Below are 16,842 nucleotides of genomic sequence, written 5' to 3' on the forward strand. Positions count from 1 at the left end.
TTGAAGCATGAAATGAATTTGTTACCAGTGAATCCGGTTAAAAAGAAGCGGCCCGATAAAACACGATCAAAAGGTCTAAAAATCTTCATCGGAGCACTGCTGGGTGTTTTGGTGATTTATGGGATCTTAACGTTTCTTGAGGCATCCTGTCAGACTGAGATCAGGCAACTGGAAATGTTAATTGAGAATAAAGCAGAGTATCAGGTTATTTATACCAATCTTAACCAGCAAAAAGCGATATTGGAACATCGACAATTGCTTTTAGAAACAATCAGCAGTGGAAAGGCGTTGCCACATCTAACGATGTTAGAAATTAACAAAGTGCTGCCCGCCGGGATGCTTTTGTCGAATTACGACTATCAGGAGGGACGGTTGATTATTTCAGGAGAAACCAAAAAGAAAGAGGAGATTTTTGAGTTTAAAGAAAAACTTGCGAATTTGGCGGTTTTTGAAATGATTAATATGGTAAGTACCACTCGAAAAAATGATGTTTCGACTGATAAAATCACGATGGAAGAAACATGGGAATTTACACTCGACATTCAAATAGCTGAGGTATAAACGGTGAAAAGCAAAAAGGCAAGGAAATCCGGTGAAAACAACTCAGGAACGAGAACAACTCGCCAGACAAACCTAAAAATTCAAAAAGGCATAATTGCTGGAGCAGTGATCTTAATACTGATGGCTTTAATGGTGATCCCTAAATATGAAAGTTATTGTAAAAAAAAGCTGATTTTGGCAGAAAAAGAACGTTATAATATGGAACTGCCTGACAAAATGTCCGAAGAGCACTATTTAAACGAGTTGAGAGTGATCAGTCAACAATTGGATGATAACCGGAGTCGTTTGCCGGAACGGTTGGATACGGTCAGTTTGTATGAGAATATCGGCAGGATGGCTGAAGGGGCAAAGGTGGGAGTGATATCTGTGGAGTTTGGAGCAGCGGATGTCCAAATTGATGAAAATCTGGGGATGCAGATTAACCAGGATTTTCAAAACAGCGACGAAAAGACGATTATCGGGCCTGATGGTAAGATTTTAACGCGCTGCGAATATGTTGTGGTATGCACCGGAAATGATGATGCCTTTATTGATTTTCTCAATGAACTGGATCGGTGTGTACCGGTGATTCGGGTTATTAGTTATGAAATAGAAGCAGAAGCGATGGGTGAAAAACGGCTGCGAATGCGACTGGAAAGTTTCGGAATTCTGGCCGATAACCGGGATAATCAAGTGACTGTGACGGGGGATCAATTGGACGAAGCGATTAAGTAAGGTCTAAAAAACAGCAGGCATTTTTGTTTATCGCAAAAAAATAAAAACGATACAGTCGATGAGAGGGGTAGTAAGATGAACGAGATAAAAACGAAGCGAATCATTGGAACGCTTTCAGGTATTGGTATTGGGGCAATTGGTATATATATGATCAGTCACCCAAGAACCTCGGTGGAACAACTGGTTGTATTGTTGATGGCGGCGTTGGTGATTTTTGCTTTGATTAATCTTGTCTCGGTCTTTTTTAAATCCCACGGTGGCAGCAAACGAATGACTGTAATCGGGGCATTGGTCAATTTAGGTTTTGCGGTGGCCTTGTTTTATTTCCGGCTGACTGTAGCTGAACTGATTCCGTATGTATTTGCAATTTATGTGGTGATTAATAGTATTGCCAAATTAATTTCCGCAGTAACCTATTGGCGGGATGGGGTGCCTAATTTCGGCTTTTACTTTATCAGTGGGGTGCTTAATTTTATTTTTGGTATTTATCTGCTTATCAACAGTTATTTTCAGACAGCGAGCTTTGCCATTGTATCGGGACTCTATCTGGTCTGGTATGGGGTGACGTTACTGTTCGATGCTTTTAATGATTGGGAGACGCAGGAACAGATGAGCAAGACGGCGAAGCGGATGCAGCGAAAAATGCGGATTGCGCTGCCATCATTATTGGGAATATTTGTACCGATGGGGCTGATTAGAAAATATGATGCAAAGGTCGCTTCTGAAGATGCCAACGCTTATATATTATCCCAGGAAGTTTTGGTACCGGAAAAAGCGGGAATTAATCCTATGAATGTGGAAATTCTAGTGCACTTATCCAAAAAATTTATGGAAGCGTTTGGGCATGTTGATCTGATTTTTGGAAATGAAGCCCTGTCTTACGGGAATTTTGACGGACACTCCTACCGTCTGGGCGGAGCCATGAGTGACGGGGTGCTTTTTATCTGTGATAAGGATCGCTATTTGCGAGAATCCGTTATTCATGATGGGAAAGTGCTGATCTCGTTTAAAGTTGCTTTTGATGATGATGAGCTGGCGATCATTAAGGAGAATTATCGCACGCTTTCAGGAAAATATGTTTGAATGGTTTTGTGACACCCAATTGGCAGAGCAGGGAATGCTGGCACCAGGGGATTACACGGGTGTGGAAGATGTTATCTACAAAGGTACTGGGGCGCGGTTTTATAAATTTAAGAAGGGGCCGCTAAAGACCTATTTCGCGCTGAATACCAATTGCGTCAAGGTGGCGGATTCACTGTTTGAGAATACCGGTTTTGAAAAGCCGGCGACCGGTAACATTGTTACGCCGGGAGCCTATTATCAATTTCTGATGGGGGCACTGGAACGACCGGGGACTAAAATTTATGAGAAAAAGATATATTCTCGGGAAACCTTTGGCAATGCGGAAGAAATTGCCCGCCAGGAAGAATTATAAGGCGGATCACTTTATAAAAATTCAGCCACTTGTTTGCTAAAACAAGTGGCTGGTAGTATTACTGACGATTGATAACTTCAGTCAGACTGGACTTGATGGTTACAAACAGGCGATGAAGATTGTTAATCTCCTCAGCTGAGAATTCAGCCAGTGACTGATTAAAGGGCTCGAACAGTTTGGCATTGGTGGATTCGAGTTGACTAAAAATAAATTGACCATTCGGGGTCAGGGTAAAGACCACCTCCCGAACGTTAAGCGGCGATTTTTCTTTTTCGATCAATTCTTTTTCAAGCAGTTTGGAGGTGCACTTTGAAATGGCACTTTTTGAAATCCCCAGTTTATTTGCCAATTGGGTCAGGTTGATACCAGAAAATTGTCCAATCATATCCAGGGCTTTCAGTTCGGAAGGATATAGAGAATAGGTTGATTCATCGATTGTAAAGGTTTGGGGCAAAATAAGAATATTCTGGTAAAGCACCGCAGAATCGATCATCAGTTGCTTGACTGCGGCAAGATCAGCAATAGAATCCGGAGAAACGGGATTTGACAGGTTGAGTTTCTCTTTTTTGGGAACGGTACCTGCTTTTTTTTCTTCAGCTACACTTTTCTTCTTGGACTCTTTCTTCGAATCTTTTACTTCTTTGCTTTCCGGTTTCTTGCTTTTTTTCTCTTTTTTCAAAATGACACTCCTTTCAATACAAAATGGTTTCAAGGCACATGCAAACTTAAAAATAGCGAGCAAAAATTGCTTTTTATGCAGTTTCATCTAATATTTTTGTAACGTGTAGGCGAACAGATCATAAAACTGTCTGCTGCATAGTGTAAAAATTGTATTATACGAAACTGGACACAATGCTGATGACGATTTTGCAATTACCTGCAAACAACTTTATTAACAGGGTGAAGAATCGGGTTCACCCTGGTTACAGTATAATAATACCGAATTTATCGCGTAAGTGCAATAAAAACATGGTCCGACCAGTCGATTTATTCAACTTTTTTAGATTGCATTTTAATTGTTTTTTAGTTAAAATATTATCGTGGCTAGGACTGTTTTCTTAATAGTTCTAGACCAGATTAGAAAATAGGAGGAAGAGAATGAAAAAAAGATTGGGAGTATTGATGCTTGCACTGGTTTTAGTGGTTGTAAGCGTTGCCGGATGCAGTTCGGGATCAACATCCAAAAAAGATGAGGTTACCAAGGTGGGCTTTATCTACGTTGGGCCAGCGGATGATGGTGGCTGGTCACAGGCACATGACAATGGTCGGGCAAAAATGGTTGAAAACATGGGTGGCAAAGTCGAAACCATTGTTAAAGAAAATGTCCCCGAAGAAAAAAGCGCTGTTGTATCAACCATCAGAGATATGGTTGACCAGGGATGTACCATCATTTACGGAACCAGCTATGGATTCATGGATGGAATGGTCGAAGCGGCTAAAGAATTCCCTGACGTAAAATTTGAACATTGTTCAGGTTACATGACAGCGGACAATTTAGGAACTTACTTTGGAAAAATTGAAGAACCTCGATACCTGTCAGGTATTGTTGCAGGTTTAACAACCAAAACAAATAAAATTGCTTATGTTGCGGCTATGCCGATTCCCGAAGTTATCCGCGGAATCAACGCCTTCGCTTTGGGTGTGAAATCAGTAAATCCAGCGGCAACCGTTAATGTTTCCTGGACCAACACCTGGTATGATCCAACGGTTGAAAAAGCGGCAGCTGAAGCACTGATTCAACAAGGTTGCGATGTAACTGCACAACATCAGGACTCAACAGCAACCATGGAAGCTGCCAAAGAAGCAGGTAAGCTATCAATCGGTTATGATTTAAGCGCAGCGACAACCATGCCGGAAGTCTACATGACTGCACCGCTTTGGGATTTCAGTGGTTACTACACTGATTCAGTTCAGTCAGTGATTGACGGAACCTGGAAATCGCAGCAATACTGGGGTGGTATGAATGACGGAATTGTCCTGTTGGACGAACTGACAGCACTGGCGCCAGGAACCGCAAAAGGTCAGGTTGAAACGGCTGAAGCAGCAATTAAATCTGGTTCGTTGGTTATCTTTGCTGGTGAGTTAAAAGATCAGACGGGCGCTGTAAAAGTACCGGCTGGAACATCCATGACCGATGAAGCACTGTTGAGCATGGATTGGTTTGTAGACAATGTAGTTGGTAGTTTAAAATAGTAAAAAACGGTTTAACGGACAGAGTCTTTGGGCTCTGTCCGCTATTTTTAGTAAAGGTGAAAGCATGAACAATGATTATGTCGTTAAAATGGAGAACATCACAAAGGTTTTTGGCAAGGTCAAAGCCCTGGATCATGTGGAATTTTCATTAAAAAAGGGAGAGGTACATGCGATATTAGGAGAAAACGGAGCGGGTAAAAGTTCACTGATGAATGTTCTAAATGGCATTTATATGCCGGATGAAGGACAGATCGAAGTGAAGGGACAGCTTGTTAATATCAGCTCGCCTAAGATAGCGCTGGATTTGGGCATTGGAATGCTGCCGCAGCATTATAAATTGGTGGACGTATTTTCAGCCATGGAGAACGTGGCTGCCGGTAGTCGAAAAACAAGTCCTTTTTTAAATAAGAAAAAGATTTTAGATGAGATGGGGAAATTGATCGATCAATTGGGAATGGACATTAATCCCAATAAAAAGGTTTATGAAATGTCAGTCGCTGAGAAGCAGAGTCTGGAAATCTTTAAGGTTTTGTATCGGGGGGCCGATATTTTAATACTCGATGAGCCGACTGCGGTATTAACCCCTCAGGAAATAAATAATCTCTTTGAAATCGTCAAAAAAATGGTGGCGACGGGTTGTTCGGTCATTATTATTACCCACAAACTGGAAGAAGTCATGGAAATCAGTGACCGAATTACGATTATGCGCAAGGGCACTACCATTCAAACAGTGAATAAGGAAGAAACCACGCCCCAGGAATTGGCCGGAATGATGGTTGGCGACGTGATGGAACTTAATGTGCCCTATGTTTCAGTGGAACGGGGCAAAAAATGCCTGGAAGTAAAAGACATTACAGCCATCGATCGCAATAAGGTTCATATTCTGGATCATGTCAGCTTTGATCTTTATGCCGGGGAAATTCTGGGAGTAGCTGGTATTGCCGGTAGTGGACAGAAAGAATTATGTGAAGGAATCGCAGGACTCTATCATATTAAATCGGGAGAAATTATTTTCGAAGGTGAAAACATTGTTGGGAAAAATCCTGAGAAAATCAGCCAGATGGGGATTAGTCTGAGTTTTGTGCCGGAGGATCGTCTGGGGATGGGGCTGGTTTCTTCGATGGATATTATTGATAATGTTTTGTTGAAAGACTACCGCAATAAAAAAGGTCTGGGGATTTCCCGGGAAGTTTCCCGTGATAAGGCCGAAGCCCTGGTGGAACGACTCAATGTATCAACCCCAGCCATTGAGAATCATGCCGTCAGTTTGCTTTCGGGTGGTAATATTCAAAAGGTTTTGCTGGGCCGGGAAATTGAATTGGAACCGAAACTGCTGGTGACTGCTTATGCCACCAGAGGGTTGGATGTAGGATCGTCCCAGATTATCTACGATTTGCTCAATGAACAAAAAGTAAAAATGAAACCGATCATGTATGTTGGTGAAGACTTGGATGTGCTGATGAGTCTGTGTGACCGCATCATGGTTTTATGTGAAGGTCGGGTCACCGGAATTGTCGATCCTAAAAAAACCACCAAAGAAGCCATAGGACTCATGATGTCCGGGGTAAGAAGTGAAGGAGAAGAAGCATGCTCCATATCGTAAAAAAAGAAGTTCCGAAAACTCGGGAAAAAATAATTGTCAGGCTATCAGCTGTTTTGGCCGCTTTGGCCGTGGCGTCGATCATTGTCCTGGTAGCCGGGGCGAATCCGCTTGAGTTGTATATCGGGATTGTCCAGGGCTGCTTTGGTTCGCTTTATCGCTTTGCGGCAACCATTGAAAAGATGGTCCCCTTACTGGTTCTGTCTCTGGGGGTGCTGGTGGCATTTAAAATGCGGTTTTGGAATATCGGTGCCGAGGGACAGTTTCTGATGGGCGCCGTGGGAACCACCCTGGTGGTTCGGCTCCTTCCGGATTTGCCGTTGCCGGTTATGCTCGTGCTGATGATCATCGTTTCATTTTTGTTCGGGGCCGTCTGGCTGATGATTCCGGCCTTTTTCAAGGCCCGATTCGGAACCAATGAAACCCTGTTCACGTTAATGCTCAACTACATTGCGCTGACGCTGGTAACAGCCTTGCAGTATGATTTCTGGAAAGATCCGGCGGCCAACGGGATGCCCAAAATTGCCAATCTTCCGGAAAATGCCTTACTGCCCAGTGCGGGTGGCTTTAATTTAAGTATTTTGATGGCGGTGATCATTGTGCTGGCAATGTATTATTTTATGAATCGTTCTAAAATTGGCTTTGAAATAGCGGTGTTGGGTGAAAGTGAAAACACCGCCCGCTACATTGGGATTAATGTCACCAGAACCATTATCATTGCCGCACTGGTCAGCGGTGGTTTATGCGGAATGGTCGGGATGATGCAAACCACTGGAGTCAGTGGGGCCCTGTCAACTGAAATTACCGGTGGATTGGGTTTTACCGCCATTATTGTGGCCTGGCTGTCGGGGCTTAAGGTTCCCTTTGTGGTGGTCAATTCCTTTGCCTTTGCAGTGCTGCTTCAGGGAGCTTCCTATATTCAGACGGCTTTCCAGATCCCTGGTTCAGTAGCAGAAATGATTCAGGCGATTATTCTGTTCTTTATTTTGGGCAGCGAGTTTGTCCTGCAGTATCGGTTGGTTTCTGATAAAACGAAAAGTGAGGTTGCATAAATGGAATTTGTTTTTTTCTTGGCAGCAGCGGTTAAAGCCGGAACCTGCCTGCTTTATGCAACTCTGGGAGAAATTATTTCGGAAAAAGTTGGACACCTCAATCTGGGGGTCGAGGGGATGATGCAAATGGGTGCCGTCATTGGCTTTATTGCCGGGTTTACTTTTGGTAATCCGTATACGGCGGTTCTTTGTGCTGCTTTGGCCGGTGCTGCCGGAGCCCTTATTTATGGATTTCTGACGATTAGTTTAAAGGCTAATCAGGTGGTTACCGGCCTTACGCTCAGTATTTTTGGCGTTGGCTTCGCTGCTTTTTTTGGTAAGAACTTTGTCGGGAAAAAAGTACCGGAAGCAATTACCACTTTTTTTGCTCCAGTTAAGCTACCGATTTTAGGAGACATTCCTTATCTCGGACAGATCTTTTTTAATCAGAGTGTCTATGTCTATTTTTCCTATTTTTTGGTAATTGCCATTTATATTTATCTCTATAAAACCAAATGGGGACTAAATACCCGGATGGTCGGGGAAAACCCGGTGGCGGCTGATGCCAGCGGCATCCCGGTCGATAAGTACAAGTATTTCAACATTGCTCTTTGTGGAGCTCTCTGTGGGCTGGGCGGCGCCTTTTTATCGCTGGTCTACATTAGTATTTATCCGGTTAATGTGGTCAGTGGCCGGGGCTGGATTGCCGTGGCACTGGTTATCTTTGCCATGTGGAATCCCGGCAAGGCAATGCTGGGGGCCTACTTTTTTGGGGCCCTGGATATTGCCAGCTTCTGGCTGCAGCAGTACAATCTACCGGTTTCGATTTACCTGTTTACCGCTCTGCCATATCTGGCAACGGTGTTCGTGCTGATCTTTACATCGATGCGCAAGAGCAGCAACAAAAAAGAACCGGCCTGGCTCGGTAAAAACTATTTCAAGGAAGACCGATAAGCAGAAAAGACCGTCTTATTTAGGTTTGCCGCGTAAGCTACCGTACCGACCAATTTTAATCTATTGTTCGTCGCGGGATCGGACAGGCTCTGCCATGTCCGCCCCGATGCGTACAATCAGATTAATAATTGTCGGTACTGCTTTAGTGTTTTATTAACCGTCTTTAAAAAGACGGTTCTTTTATAAATTAATCTGTCTCCATTAGAAAGACAGGTGTAAACAAAACTCGAACTATTTTAAGGATGGCAACGTGCTTTATGGTTTTAAATTGAAAAAACTATGATATAATAAAGGTTAAGATTTTAAAGGAGCCGAGATAATGAAGGAATTAATTTGCAAAACAGAGAATACACACCAGTACCCGATTATTATTGAAAAAGGTATTAAAGGGCGGTTGTCCCAAATGAAAGCGCTCTTTTCCCAGTATCATAAGGTGGTGATTATCACCGATAAAAATGTCGCCAAAGAATATTTAGGTGAGGTGGAACGGCAGGTTCGTCAAGCTGGGCCCAAGGTTTACAGCATCGTCATTCCCCCTGGAGAAGCCAGTAAGTGTTTGACCCAAACCGCCGAGATTTACAATGAACTGATTAAATGCAATATCACCCGCAGTGATGCGATTCTGACGCTGGGTGGCGGCGTGGTTGGTGATTTAGGTGGCTTTTGTGCGGCGACTTATCTTCGTGGCATCGATCTGATCCAGGTGCCGACTTCACTATTGGCTCAGGTAGACAGCAGTGTTGGTGGTAAAGTCGGGATTGATCTGGATTATGGCAAGAACCTGGTGGGGGCTTTTCATCAACCCCGGGCTGTGATCATCGATCCTTTATTTTTAGAAACCCTGGAAGATCATTATATGATCGATGGCATGGCAGAAGTCATCAAATACGGTTGCATCAGCAGTGCACCGCTGTTTGTTAAGCTGATGGGGTATGCCTATTATGAGGATCTGGTCGAAGATATGGAAGAGATCATCGCCAAGTGTTGTCAGATCAAACGGGATGTGGTCCAAACTGATGAGCATGAACAGGGTTTGCGCCGGATTTTGAATTTTGGACACACCATCGGTCATGTGGTGGAAACCTATTTTAAATTCAAGAAATACTCCCACGGCGAAGCGGTGGCCATTGGCATGGCCCAGATCACCAAGAAAACTGTTGCTGAAGGGATCAGTCAGAAAGATACCTACGACAACATCATCGAAATACTGGAGAATTACGGGCTACCAACCGAACTGCCTAAAATGCCTTTGGACAAGGTTCAGGAAATACTGTTCACTGACAAAAAATTCGAGAATGACTCGCTTTATATCTGTGCCCTGGAAAAAATCGGCAAGGCCCAGATTGTTAAAATCCAGAAACCCCAGGCCATCGAACTGTTTAGATAGTGGTTGCAAAAACAGAGATTTAGAATACCGTACCGACCAATTGTTAATCTGTTGTTCGCCACACCAATGCGAAATTCGCAATGCTCTTTTCGCATTGATCGCAGGCAGTCGCCAACTACAAGCCAGCTTGTGATTGGTTCGTTACCTTTGCGCAAGCTCGGACAGGCTATGCCGTGTCCGCCTTGATGCGTACAACATGATCTAACAATTTTCGGTACTGGGTTAGCCTTTTTTCCATTTGCGAAGTTGAAAAAGTGATAATAGAAAATTAAGAGGAAGAAAATGAGAACGATAGAAATTACACCAAGGTTATTAAGCGGCAGTCTGGAAATACCGCCGTCAAAAAGTGTCAGTCACCGGGCGATAATTGCGGCTGGGTTGGCTAAGGGTGAAAGCGTGATTTCAAATGTGCTGATGTCTCAGGATATGATTGCCACCTGTGAAGCCATGGTTGCTTTGGGAGCCGGGATAAGCTATCAGAAAGAGCTTAATGGACGTTTTACCCTGACCATTAAGGGTTGCGATCCGCTGGCGCTCACGTCGGAGACGATCCAGTGCAACGAATCGGGGTCAACGCTGCGGTTTATTATCCCAATTGTGTTGCTGCAGCCAAAGCGGGCGATCATTACCGGAAAAGGACGGCTGGTTACCCGGCCGATGAAACCTTATTATGATATATTTGCTGAAAAAGGCATCCAGTATGAACATCTTAATAAGGACCAGGATTTACCCCTGGCAGTGGAAGGAATGTTGACACCAGGCGTCTATCAGATAGATGGCGGGGTTAGCTCACAGTTTATTACCGGGCTGCTTTTTGCCCTGCCGCTTCTCAATGGCGATTCGGTGATCGAACTGACATCAACGCTGGAATCCAAACCCTACATTGACATCACGCTGGACGTTTTAAAGAGTTTTGGGATTGTGATTATCAATGAGAATGGTCAGCGTTTTGTGATCAAAGGGAATCAGGTCTATACTCCCAGTAACTATCAGGTTGAAGGTGATTTTTCTCAGGGCGCATTCTGGCTGGTGGCGGGTACCATTGGTAAACAGATGGATTGTTGCGATTTAAATGTTGCATCGCAACAGGGAGATAAGGTGATTGTCGACATCTTAAAAGAAATGGGTGGCGATATCAGTATTGGCGCAGATAAATTAATTGTCAAAAAAGCTGAAACCGTAGGAACCATTATTGATGTATCCCAGTGCCCGGATTTGGTTCCGATATTGGCAGTTGTTGGGAGTCTGAGCAAGGGTACCACTACGATTATCAATGGCGAGCGGCTCCGTTTTAAAGAATCGGATCGCTTGATGGCCACCGCTGATGTGCTGAACAAACTGGGTGGTAAGGTGGAAGAAACTGCCGATGGTCTGGTGATTCATGGGGTTGACCGTTTCACTGGCGGCCAGGTTACGAGTCATAACGATCACCGGATTGCTATGGCGGTGGCGATTGCATCGATTTGTGCTACTGGCAAAATTATTCTTGATGGTGCTGAAGCTGTTAATAAATCTTACCCTCATTTTTGGGAAGACTTCATGGTAATGGGAGGTGAGTGGATTGGGCTCGACCTGGGGAAATAAATTTAAAGTTTCAATTTTTGGTGAATCCCACGGCAATGGCATTGGTGCCGTTATTGATGGCCTTCCGGCTGGGATTGACATCGATCTGGATCGGGTTCAGAATGAGCTAAACCGTCGGGCCGCCCGGGGAAATCCGCTGGCCACGCCCCGAAAGGAAGGCGATCAGATTGAAGTCCTCAGTGGTGTTTTCAATGGTAAAACCACCGGGGCCCCGCTGGCCGGATTGATCCGCAATGAAAATACCCGTTCCGGTGATTATGCCAAAACCAAGGATCTGATGCGACCGGGTCACGCTGATTATGCGGCCAGCGTGCGCTATGGTGGCTTTCAGGATTATCGCGGTGGCGGCCACTTTTCCGGTCGTTTGACGGCACCTCTGGTATTTGCCGGAGCCATCGCCAAAGAGATCATCCGAGTGATCCGACCAGAGCTGGGAATCGGCAGTCGGATTGTTTCGATCGGGAATGTAAAGGACACTGAGGTTTGTGACTGGAAGGTTTACAAAACCCTGAGCAAGGGTTTTGTAAACCCGGCTTTTCCGCTTTATCATGCCAAACTGGAAGATGCCATGAAACAGGAGATTATTGCGGCGATGGCCGATGAGGACTCGGTGGGTGGTTTGGTGGAAGGCTTTATTACCGGTCTGGAACCGGGAATTGGCAATCCCTTTTTCGAATCCATTGAAAGCCGGTTATCGGCCTTACTGTTTTCCATTCCGGCAGTCAAAGGGGTGACCTTTGGCGCTGGTTTTGAGGTGGCTAGCCTGCGAGGGTCTCAAACCAATGATGCGATGCGCTTCAATGATGGACAGATTGAGACTGTTACCAATTATAACGGCGGCATCAATGGCGGAATTTCCAACGGGATGCCAATTGTTTTTCAGGTGGCTTTTAAACCGACACCTTCTATTGGTAAAGAACAGCAGACCATTAATCTGGCGGAAAGAAAAGAGGCTGTCCTGACCATACAGGGGCGTCATGATCCCTGTATTGTTGTCCGGGCCTTTCCGGTGGTGGAAGCTGCCACCGCCATTTGTCTGGCCGATTTTTTAATTTAAGGAGGTTGCCATTGAAGTCATTAGATGAAATCAGAAATGAAATCGATGCGATCGATGCTCAGATGCGGGTGTTATTTGAGCAGCGAATGGATTGTATTCAGGCGGTTGCTGAATATAAATACAGTAACCACGGGAATATATTCGATCAAAGTCGGGAAGAAAAAATGCTGAAAAAAAATCTGATCCAGCTGAAAAACAAGAATTACGGAAAAGAATATGAACGTTTTCTGAATGAAATTCTGGTTTCCAGCAAGGCGTACCAGAAAGACTGGATACAAAAAAAGAAATCGATGAGCGAGGCAAATAGCAATGGATATCGGAATGCTGATAATTGTGCTGGTGATTGTGATTCCTGGCTATTTTCTGGTTAGACGGCTCTCAACGACGCTTTATTCGGATAACCAGAAGATGGAAGCAGAAACCGAAAGACGCTATGGTTTTCAACGTCTGGAAAATGAACGGATCGAAAAAGCCAAAGCAAAGGAAATTGATGAAGCAAGGAGCAATTCGAAACCGTATCAACGAATTCCCAGAAGAATTGTTCGGGCTCCCCAAAAAACAGATATGACGGTGGTGAAAAAATATCGCCGCCGGGTAACAGACGAAAAGTTAAATAAAGTAAACATTAAGCAGAAGTGACGAGAAATCCGTTTTAAGGCGAAATCAGGTAGAACTGCAGACGAAAAAGCAGCTGAAAAAAATAATTTGATATTCCTGAAAAAATAGCTTTAATATTTCTGTACAATTTTATATAATAGCTACAATTAATTTTTTGCAAATGAGAATTAGGATGCATAAAAATGCATGCAGGAAAGTAGAAGGAAAGATGAAGAAGTTTAATAAAGTACTAATCGCCAATCGCGGAGAAATTGCCATCCGGATTATTCGGGCCTGTCAGGAACTGGGCATTCATACCGTAGCCATCTATGCGCAGGAAGATAAGCTGTCTCTTTTTAGAACCAAGGCTGATGAGTCCTACCTGATCACTGGCACCAGTGGTCCAGTGGAAGCCTATTTGGATATGGATAAGATCATTACCCTGGCCAAGAAAAAAGAAGTCGATGCCATTCATCCTGGTTATGGTTTTCTTTCGGAGAATCCACTTTTTGCAAAACGCTGTGAAGAAGAAGGAATTGTCTTTATCGGACCAACCCATGAAATGATGGAAAAAATGGGTGACAAGATTCAATCGAAGATTGTTGCCAAAAGTGTCAATGTGCCAACCATTCCTGGAGTTGAAAAACCAATTACCTCGGATTCGGAAGCCCTGGAGTTTGCAAAGAAAGCTGGCTATCCGATTATTCTAAAAGCAGCTGCAGGTGGCGGCGGTCGGGGAATGCGAATTGTCCGGGAAGAAAAAGACCTCTTAAAAGAGTTCCATTCGGCTACCAGTGAAGCAACCAAGGCTTTTGGTGATGGGACCATTTTTGTGGAAAAATATCTGGAAGAACCGAAACATATTGAAGTACAGATCCTTGGCGATCACCACGGCAATGTAGTTCATCTTTTTGAGCGGGATTGTTCAATCCAGCGTCGCCACCAGAAGATCGTTGAATTTACACCCTCATTAAGCATCAATGACGAGCAGCGTCAGGCCATCTGCAAGGATGCCCTGAAACTGGCCAAGGAAGTCAATTATCGGAATGCCGGAACGATTGAGTTTCTGGTTGATAAAAAGGGCGATCACTATTTCATTGAAATGAACCCCCGAATTCAGGTGGAACATACCGTCACCGAACTGGTTACCGGCATCGATCTGGTTCAGTCGCAGATTTTAATTGCCCAGGGTTTACCACTGGATTCGGCCGAAATTGGCATTCCCAGTCAGGATGCGATTGAAACCCGGGGCGCAGCAATCCAATGCCGGATTACCACAGAAGACCCGAAAAATCACTTTATGCCAGATACCGGACGATTGGATGTCTACCGTACCGGCAGTGGCTTTGGGATTCGTCTTGATGGCGGTAATGGTTTTACCGGTGCTGAAATCACCCCCTATTATGATAGCCTGCTGGTAAAAAGCACCGCATTTTCCAGAAACTTTGAAGATGCCCGTCGTAAAGCGGTACGGGGACTCAAGGAGATGAAAATTGAAGGGGTTCAGACCAATAAGGATTTTCTGATCAATGTGCTTCAGCATCCCACCTTTATCGGCGGAAAATGTGATACCAAGTTTATTGATGATCATCCGGAACTGTTTGAAATTGAAGATCAAAAGAGTGAAGCATCCAACGTTCTCAAATATTTCGGAAACATCATCGTCAATGAAACCTTCGGTAACAAGCCGGATTATGATGAACCCTATATCCCCACCATTCCCGTGGATACCGAATTCCGGGGCAGTAAACAAATACTCGATGAACAGGGCCCAGCTGGCCTGGTGCAATGGATCAAGGATCAGGAAAAACTGTTGCTGGTTGATACCACCTTTAGAGATGCGCATCAATCCATCGCTGCGACCCGGGTGCGGAGCCGGGATATGATCAAGATTGCCCGGGAAACCGCAGCCCTGGTACCCGATCTCTTTGCTCTGGAAATGTGGGGCGGCGCAACCTTTGATGTGGCGTATCGTTTCTTAAAAGAATCACCTTGGCGACGGTTGGATGAACTGCGCAAGCGGGTACCCAATATTTTGTTCCAGATGCTCCTTCGTGGCGCCAATGCCGTAGGCTATAAAAACTATCCGGATAACGTCATTCGGGCGTTTGTACAGGAAGCAGCTAAAAGTGGGATTGATATTTTCCGGATATTCGACTCCCTCAACTGGATGGACGGAATGAAAATTTCTATTGATGAGGTCTTAAAAACTGATAAGATTGCTGAGGTCAGCATCTGTTATACCGGCGATATTCTCGATACCTCCCGAACCAAATATAATCTTGATTACTACCTGAGAATGGCCCGGGAAATTGAAAAAACTGGGGCACATATTCTGGCGATTAAGGATATGTCGGGTTTATTAAAACCAGGCGCCGCTTATAAACTGATTGAAGCGTTAAAACAGGAAGTCAATATGCCAATCCATCTGCACACCCACGACACTACCGGTAACGGAGTAGCCACGGTGCTCTTTGGACAAATGGCTGGCGCTGATATTGCCGATGCGGCTTTGAATGGAGTCAGCGGTTTGACCTCGCAGCCAGCGCTCAACTCGATTGTGGCGGCACTCAAAAACACCCCTCGGGATACCGGATTAAATGAAGATGAACTCCAGATTTTATCCGATTACTGGGGTGCCACCCGTCAGGTCTACAGCAAGTTTGAATCGGAAATGAAATCCGGATCGACGGAAATCTATAAGCTGGAAATTCCGGGAGGCCAGTATTCCAACCTCCGGGCCCAGGTGGAAAGTTTTGGTTTGGGCCATAAGTTTAGAGAAGTCAAGGAAAAATATCTGGAAGCCAACCTGATGCTGGGAGATATTGTCAAGGTAACCCCTTCTTCAAAAACAGTTGGAGATCTGGCTATCTTTATGGTTCAAAATGATCTGACTGTCGACAATATTAAAACCAAGGGCAAGGAATTAGCTTACCCGGATTCAGTGGTGGATTTTTATAAGGGCATGATCGGGCAGCCGGAAGGTGGCTTCGATCCGGAGCTGCAAAAGATAGTCTTAAAGGGCATCGAACCGATCACTGTGCGGCCCGGAATCCTGTTACCGGACGAAGATTTTGATAAAATAAAAAAAGATTTCCAGGAAGAATTTGGCGTTGAGCTGGATGATCGGGAAGTATTAAGTGTTGCTCTGTATCCCAAGGTTATGAAAGAATACTTCGAATTTCTTCAGGAATACGGCGACTTCATGCGAATGGAAAGTCATGCTTTCTTCTATGGCCTTAAAGTGGGTGAGGTTATCGACGTTGAAGTGTCCAAGGGCAAACGCTTTATCATTAAGCTGGTTAGTATTGGCGTACCCAATGATGAGGGGATGTGTCCGGTGATGTTTGAAGTGGATGGTTTCCGTCGGGAAATTTACATTGAAGACAAGCGCAGTCTTTCAGCTAAACAGAAGGTTACGATGCTGAAGGCTGATCCTAAAAATTCGAAACAGATTGGCTCAGGGATTCCTGGAACGGTTTTAAAAGTATTGGTTAACGAAGGTGAATCGGTTAAACAAAACCAGGCGCTGGTTGTTGTTGAAGCGATGAAAATGGAAACCGAAATGGTCGCCAGCGAAGACGGCAAAGTCAAGCGAATTTACGTTTCTGAAGGGCAAAGTGTCCAATCCGGCGAATTGATTGTAGAAATGGAATAAGTATTAATCACAGGCGTTATAACAAAAAAAGAAGTGACCACCATTAAGTTGGCGGATCACTTCTTTTTAGT

The 16,842-nt window shown here is 44.5% G+C and carries 15 protein-coding genes; 14 read left to right on the forward strand and 1 reads right to left on the reverse strand.

Features of this window, described 5'->3' with window-relative positions; translation table 11 throughout:
* From CHL1_RS04545 to CHL1_RS04560, 4 genes are all read left to right on the forward strand, one after another.
* Complete coding sequence (locus CHL1_RS04545; RefSeq protein ID WP_250934905.1) at window positions 1-561, forward strand: PilN domain-containing protein; 561 nt, start codon at window positions 1-3, stop codon at window positions 559-561.
* A gap of 3 nt (window positions 562-564) precedes the next feature.
* Complete coding sequence (locus CHL1_RS04550) at window positions 565-1,275, forward strand: hypothetical protein (RefSeq protein ID WP_250934907.1); 711 nt, start codon at window positions 565-567, stop codon at window positions 1,273-1,275.
* A gap of 75 nt (window positions 1,276-1,350) precedes the next feature.
* Window positions 1,351-2,358, forward strand: a complete 1,008-nt coding sequence (locus CHL1_RS04555) for an HdeD family acid-resistance protein (RefSeq protein WP_250934909.1) — start codon at window positions 1,351-1,353, stop codon at window positions 2,356-2,358.
* Entirely contained in the window at window positions 2,351-2,710 is a 360-nt protein-coding gene (locus CHL1_RS04560; RefSeq protein ID WP_250934911.1) for a hypothetical protein, read from the forward strand. Before CHL1_RS04555 ends, CHL1_RS04560 begins: the two co-directional genes overlap by 8 nt.
* A gap of 58 nt (window positions 2,711-2,768) precedes the next feature.
* Here CHL1_RS04560 and CHL1_RS04565 read toward each other — a convergent pair whose 3' ends face one another.
* On the reverse strand, window positions 2,769-3,389 hold the full coding sequence (locus tag CHL1_RS04565; RefSeq protein WP_070371805.1) for a MarR family transcriptional regulator: 621 nt from the start codon (window positions 3,387-3,389) through the stop codon (window positions 2,769-2,771).
* A gap of 419 nt (window positions 3,390-3,808) precedes the next feature.
* Here CHL1_RS04565 and CHL1_RS04570 point away from each other — a divergent pair, with 419 nt between their 5' ends.
* The 10 genes from CHL1_RS04570 to CHL1_RS04615 all read left to right on the forward strand — a co-directional run bounded on the left by CHL1_RS04570 (window position 3,809) and on the right by CHL1_RS04615 (window position 16,771).
* On the forward strand, window positions 3,809-4,903 hold the full coding sequence (locus tag CHL1_RS04570) for a BMP family ABC transporter substrate-binding protein (protein WP_070371806.1): 1,095 nt from the start codon (window positions 3,809-3,811) through the stop codon (window positions 4,901-4,903).
* Between the two features lie 64 nt (window positions 4,904-4,967).
* The gene (locus tag CHL1_RS04575) at window positions 4,968-6,506 is read left to right on the forward strand and encodes an ABC transporter ATP-binding protein (RefSeq protein WP_250934913.1); all 1,539 of its coding nucleotides are present in this window, start codon (window positions 4,968-4,970) and stop codon (window positions 6,504-6,506) included.
* Complete coding sequence (locus CHL1_RS04580) at window positions 6,491-7,555, forward strand: ABC transporter permease (protein WP_070371808.1); 1,065 nt, start codon at window positions 6,491-6,493, stop codon at window positions 7,553-7,555. Before CHL1_RS04575 ends, CHL1_RS04580 begins: the two co-directional genes overlap by 16 nt.
* Window positions 7,556-8,488 (forward strand): ABC transporter permease, encoded by a 933-nt coding sequence (locus CHL1_RS04585; protein WP_250934915.1) that lies wholly within the window; start codon window positions 7,556-7,558, stop codon window positions 8,486-8,488.
* Between the two features lie 319 nt (window positions 8,489-8,807).
* Entirely contained in the window at window positions 8,808-9,875 is a 1,068-nt protein-coding gene (gene aroB / locus CHL1_RS04590) for a 3-dehydroquinate synthase (RefSeq protein ID WP_148637412.1), read from the forward strand.
* Between the two features lie 282 nt (window positions 9,876-10,157).
* A complete protein-coding gene (gene aroA / locus CHL1_RS04595; RefSeq protein WP_228882432.1) occupies window positions 10,158-11,459 on the forward strand; it encodes a 3-phosphoshikimate 1-carboxyvinyltransferase in 1,302 nt (433 codons plus the stop codon).
* Complete coding sequence (gene aroC, locus CHL1_RS04600) at window positions 11,437-12,516, forward strand: chorismate synthase (protein ID WP_250934917.1); 1,080 nt, start codon at window positions 11,437-11,439, stop codon at window positions 12,514-12,516. The genes aroA and aroC overlap by 23 nt, the downstream gene beginning before the upstream one ends.
* Window positions 12,517-12,527: 11 nt before the next feature.
* Complete coding sequence (locus CHL1_RS04605) at window positions 12,528-12,887, forward strand: chorismate mutase (protein WP_250934919.1); 360 nt, start codon at window positions 12,528-12,530, stop codon at window positions 12,885-12,887.
* Window positions 12,838-13,155 carry a hypothetical protein gene (locus CHL1_RS04610; RefSeq protein WP_228882426.1) on the forward strand — a complete coding sequence of 106 codons (318 nt, stop codon included), beginning with the start codon at window positions 12,838-12,840 and terminating at the stop codon, window positions 13,153-13,155. The genes CHL1_RS04605 and CHL1_RS04610 overlap by 50 nt, the downstream gene beginning before the upstream one ends.
* A gap of 187 nt (window positions 13,156-13,342) precedes the next feature.
* The gene (locus CHL1_RS04615) at window positions 13,343-16,771 is read left to right on the forward strand and encodes a pyruvate carboxylase (protein WP_250934921.1); all 3,429 of its coding nucleotides are present in this window, start codon (window positions 13,343-13,345) and stop codon (window positions 16,769-16,771) included.
* Window positions 16,772-16,842 lie beyond the last annotated feature (71 nt).

Origin of the sequence: Acetobacterium wieringae (assembly GCF_023700225.1) — a bacterium.
Lineage (GTDB): Bacteria > Bacillota > Clostridia > Eubacteriales > Eubacteriaceae > Acetobacterium > Acetobacterium wieringae.

Bases quoted from the DNA above. Each gene is read 5' to 3' on its own strand.
- aroA (WP_228882432.1), top strand. From the start codon at position 10,158: ATGAGAACGATAGAAATTACACCAAGGTTATTAAGCGGCAGTCTGGAA.
- aroB (WP_148637412.1), top strand. From the start codon at position 8,808: ATGAAGGAATTAATTTGCAAAACAGAGAATACACACCAGTACCCGATT.
- CHL1_RS04585 (WP_250934915.1), top strand. From the start codon at position 7,556: ATGGAATTTGTTTTTTTCTTGGCAGCAGCGGTTAAAGCCGGAACCTGC.
- CHL1_RS04555 (WP_250934909.1), top strand. From the start codon at position 1,351: ATGAACGAGATAAAAACGAAGCGAATCATTGGAACGCTTTCAGGTATT.
- CHL1_RS04575 (WP_250934913.1), top strand. From the start codon at position 4,968: ATGAACAATGATTATGTCGTTAAAATGGAGAACATCACAAAGGTTTTT.
- CHL1_RS04610 (WP_228882426.1), top strand. From the start codon at position 12,838: ATGCTGATAATTGTGCTGGTGATTGTGATTCCTGGCTATTTTCTGGTT.
- CHL1_RS04580 (WP_070371808.1), top strand. From the start codon at position 6,491: ATGCTCCATATCGTAAAAAAAGAAGTTCCGAAAACTCGGGAAAAAATA.
- CHL1_RS04570 (WP_070371806.1), top strand. From the start codon at position 3,809: ATGAAAAAAAGATTGGGAGTATTGATGCTTGCACTGGTTTTAGTGGTT.
- CHL1_RS04615 (WP_250934921.1), top strand. From the start codon at position 13,343: ATGAAGAAGTTTAATAAAGTACTAATCGCCAATCGCGGAGAAATTGCC.
- CHL1_RS04560 (WP_250934911.1), top strand. From the start codon at position 2,351: ATGTTTGAATGGTTTTGTGACACCCAATTGGCAGAGCAGGGAATGCTG.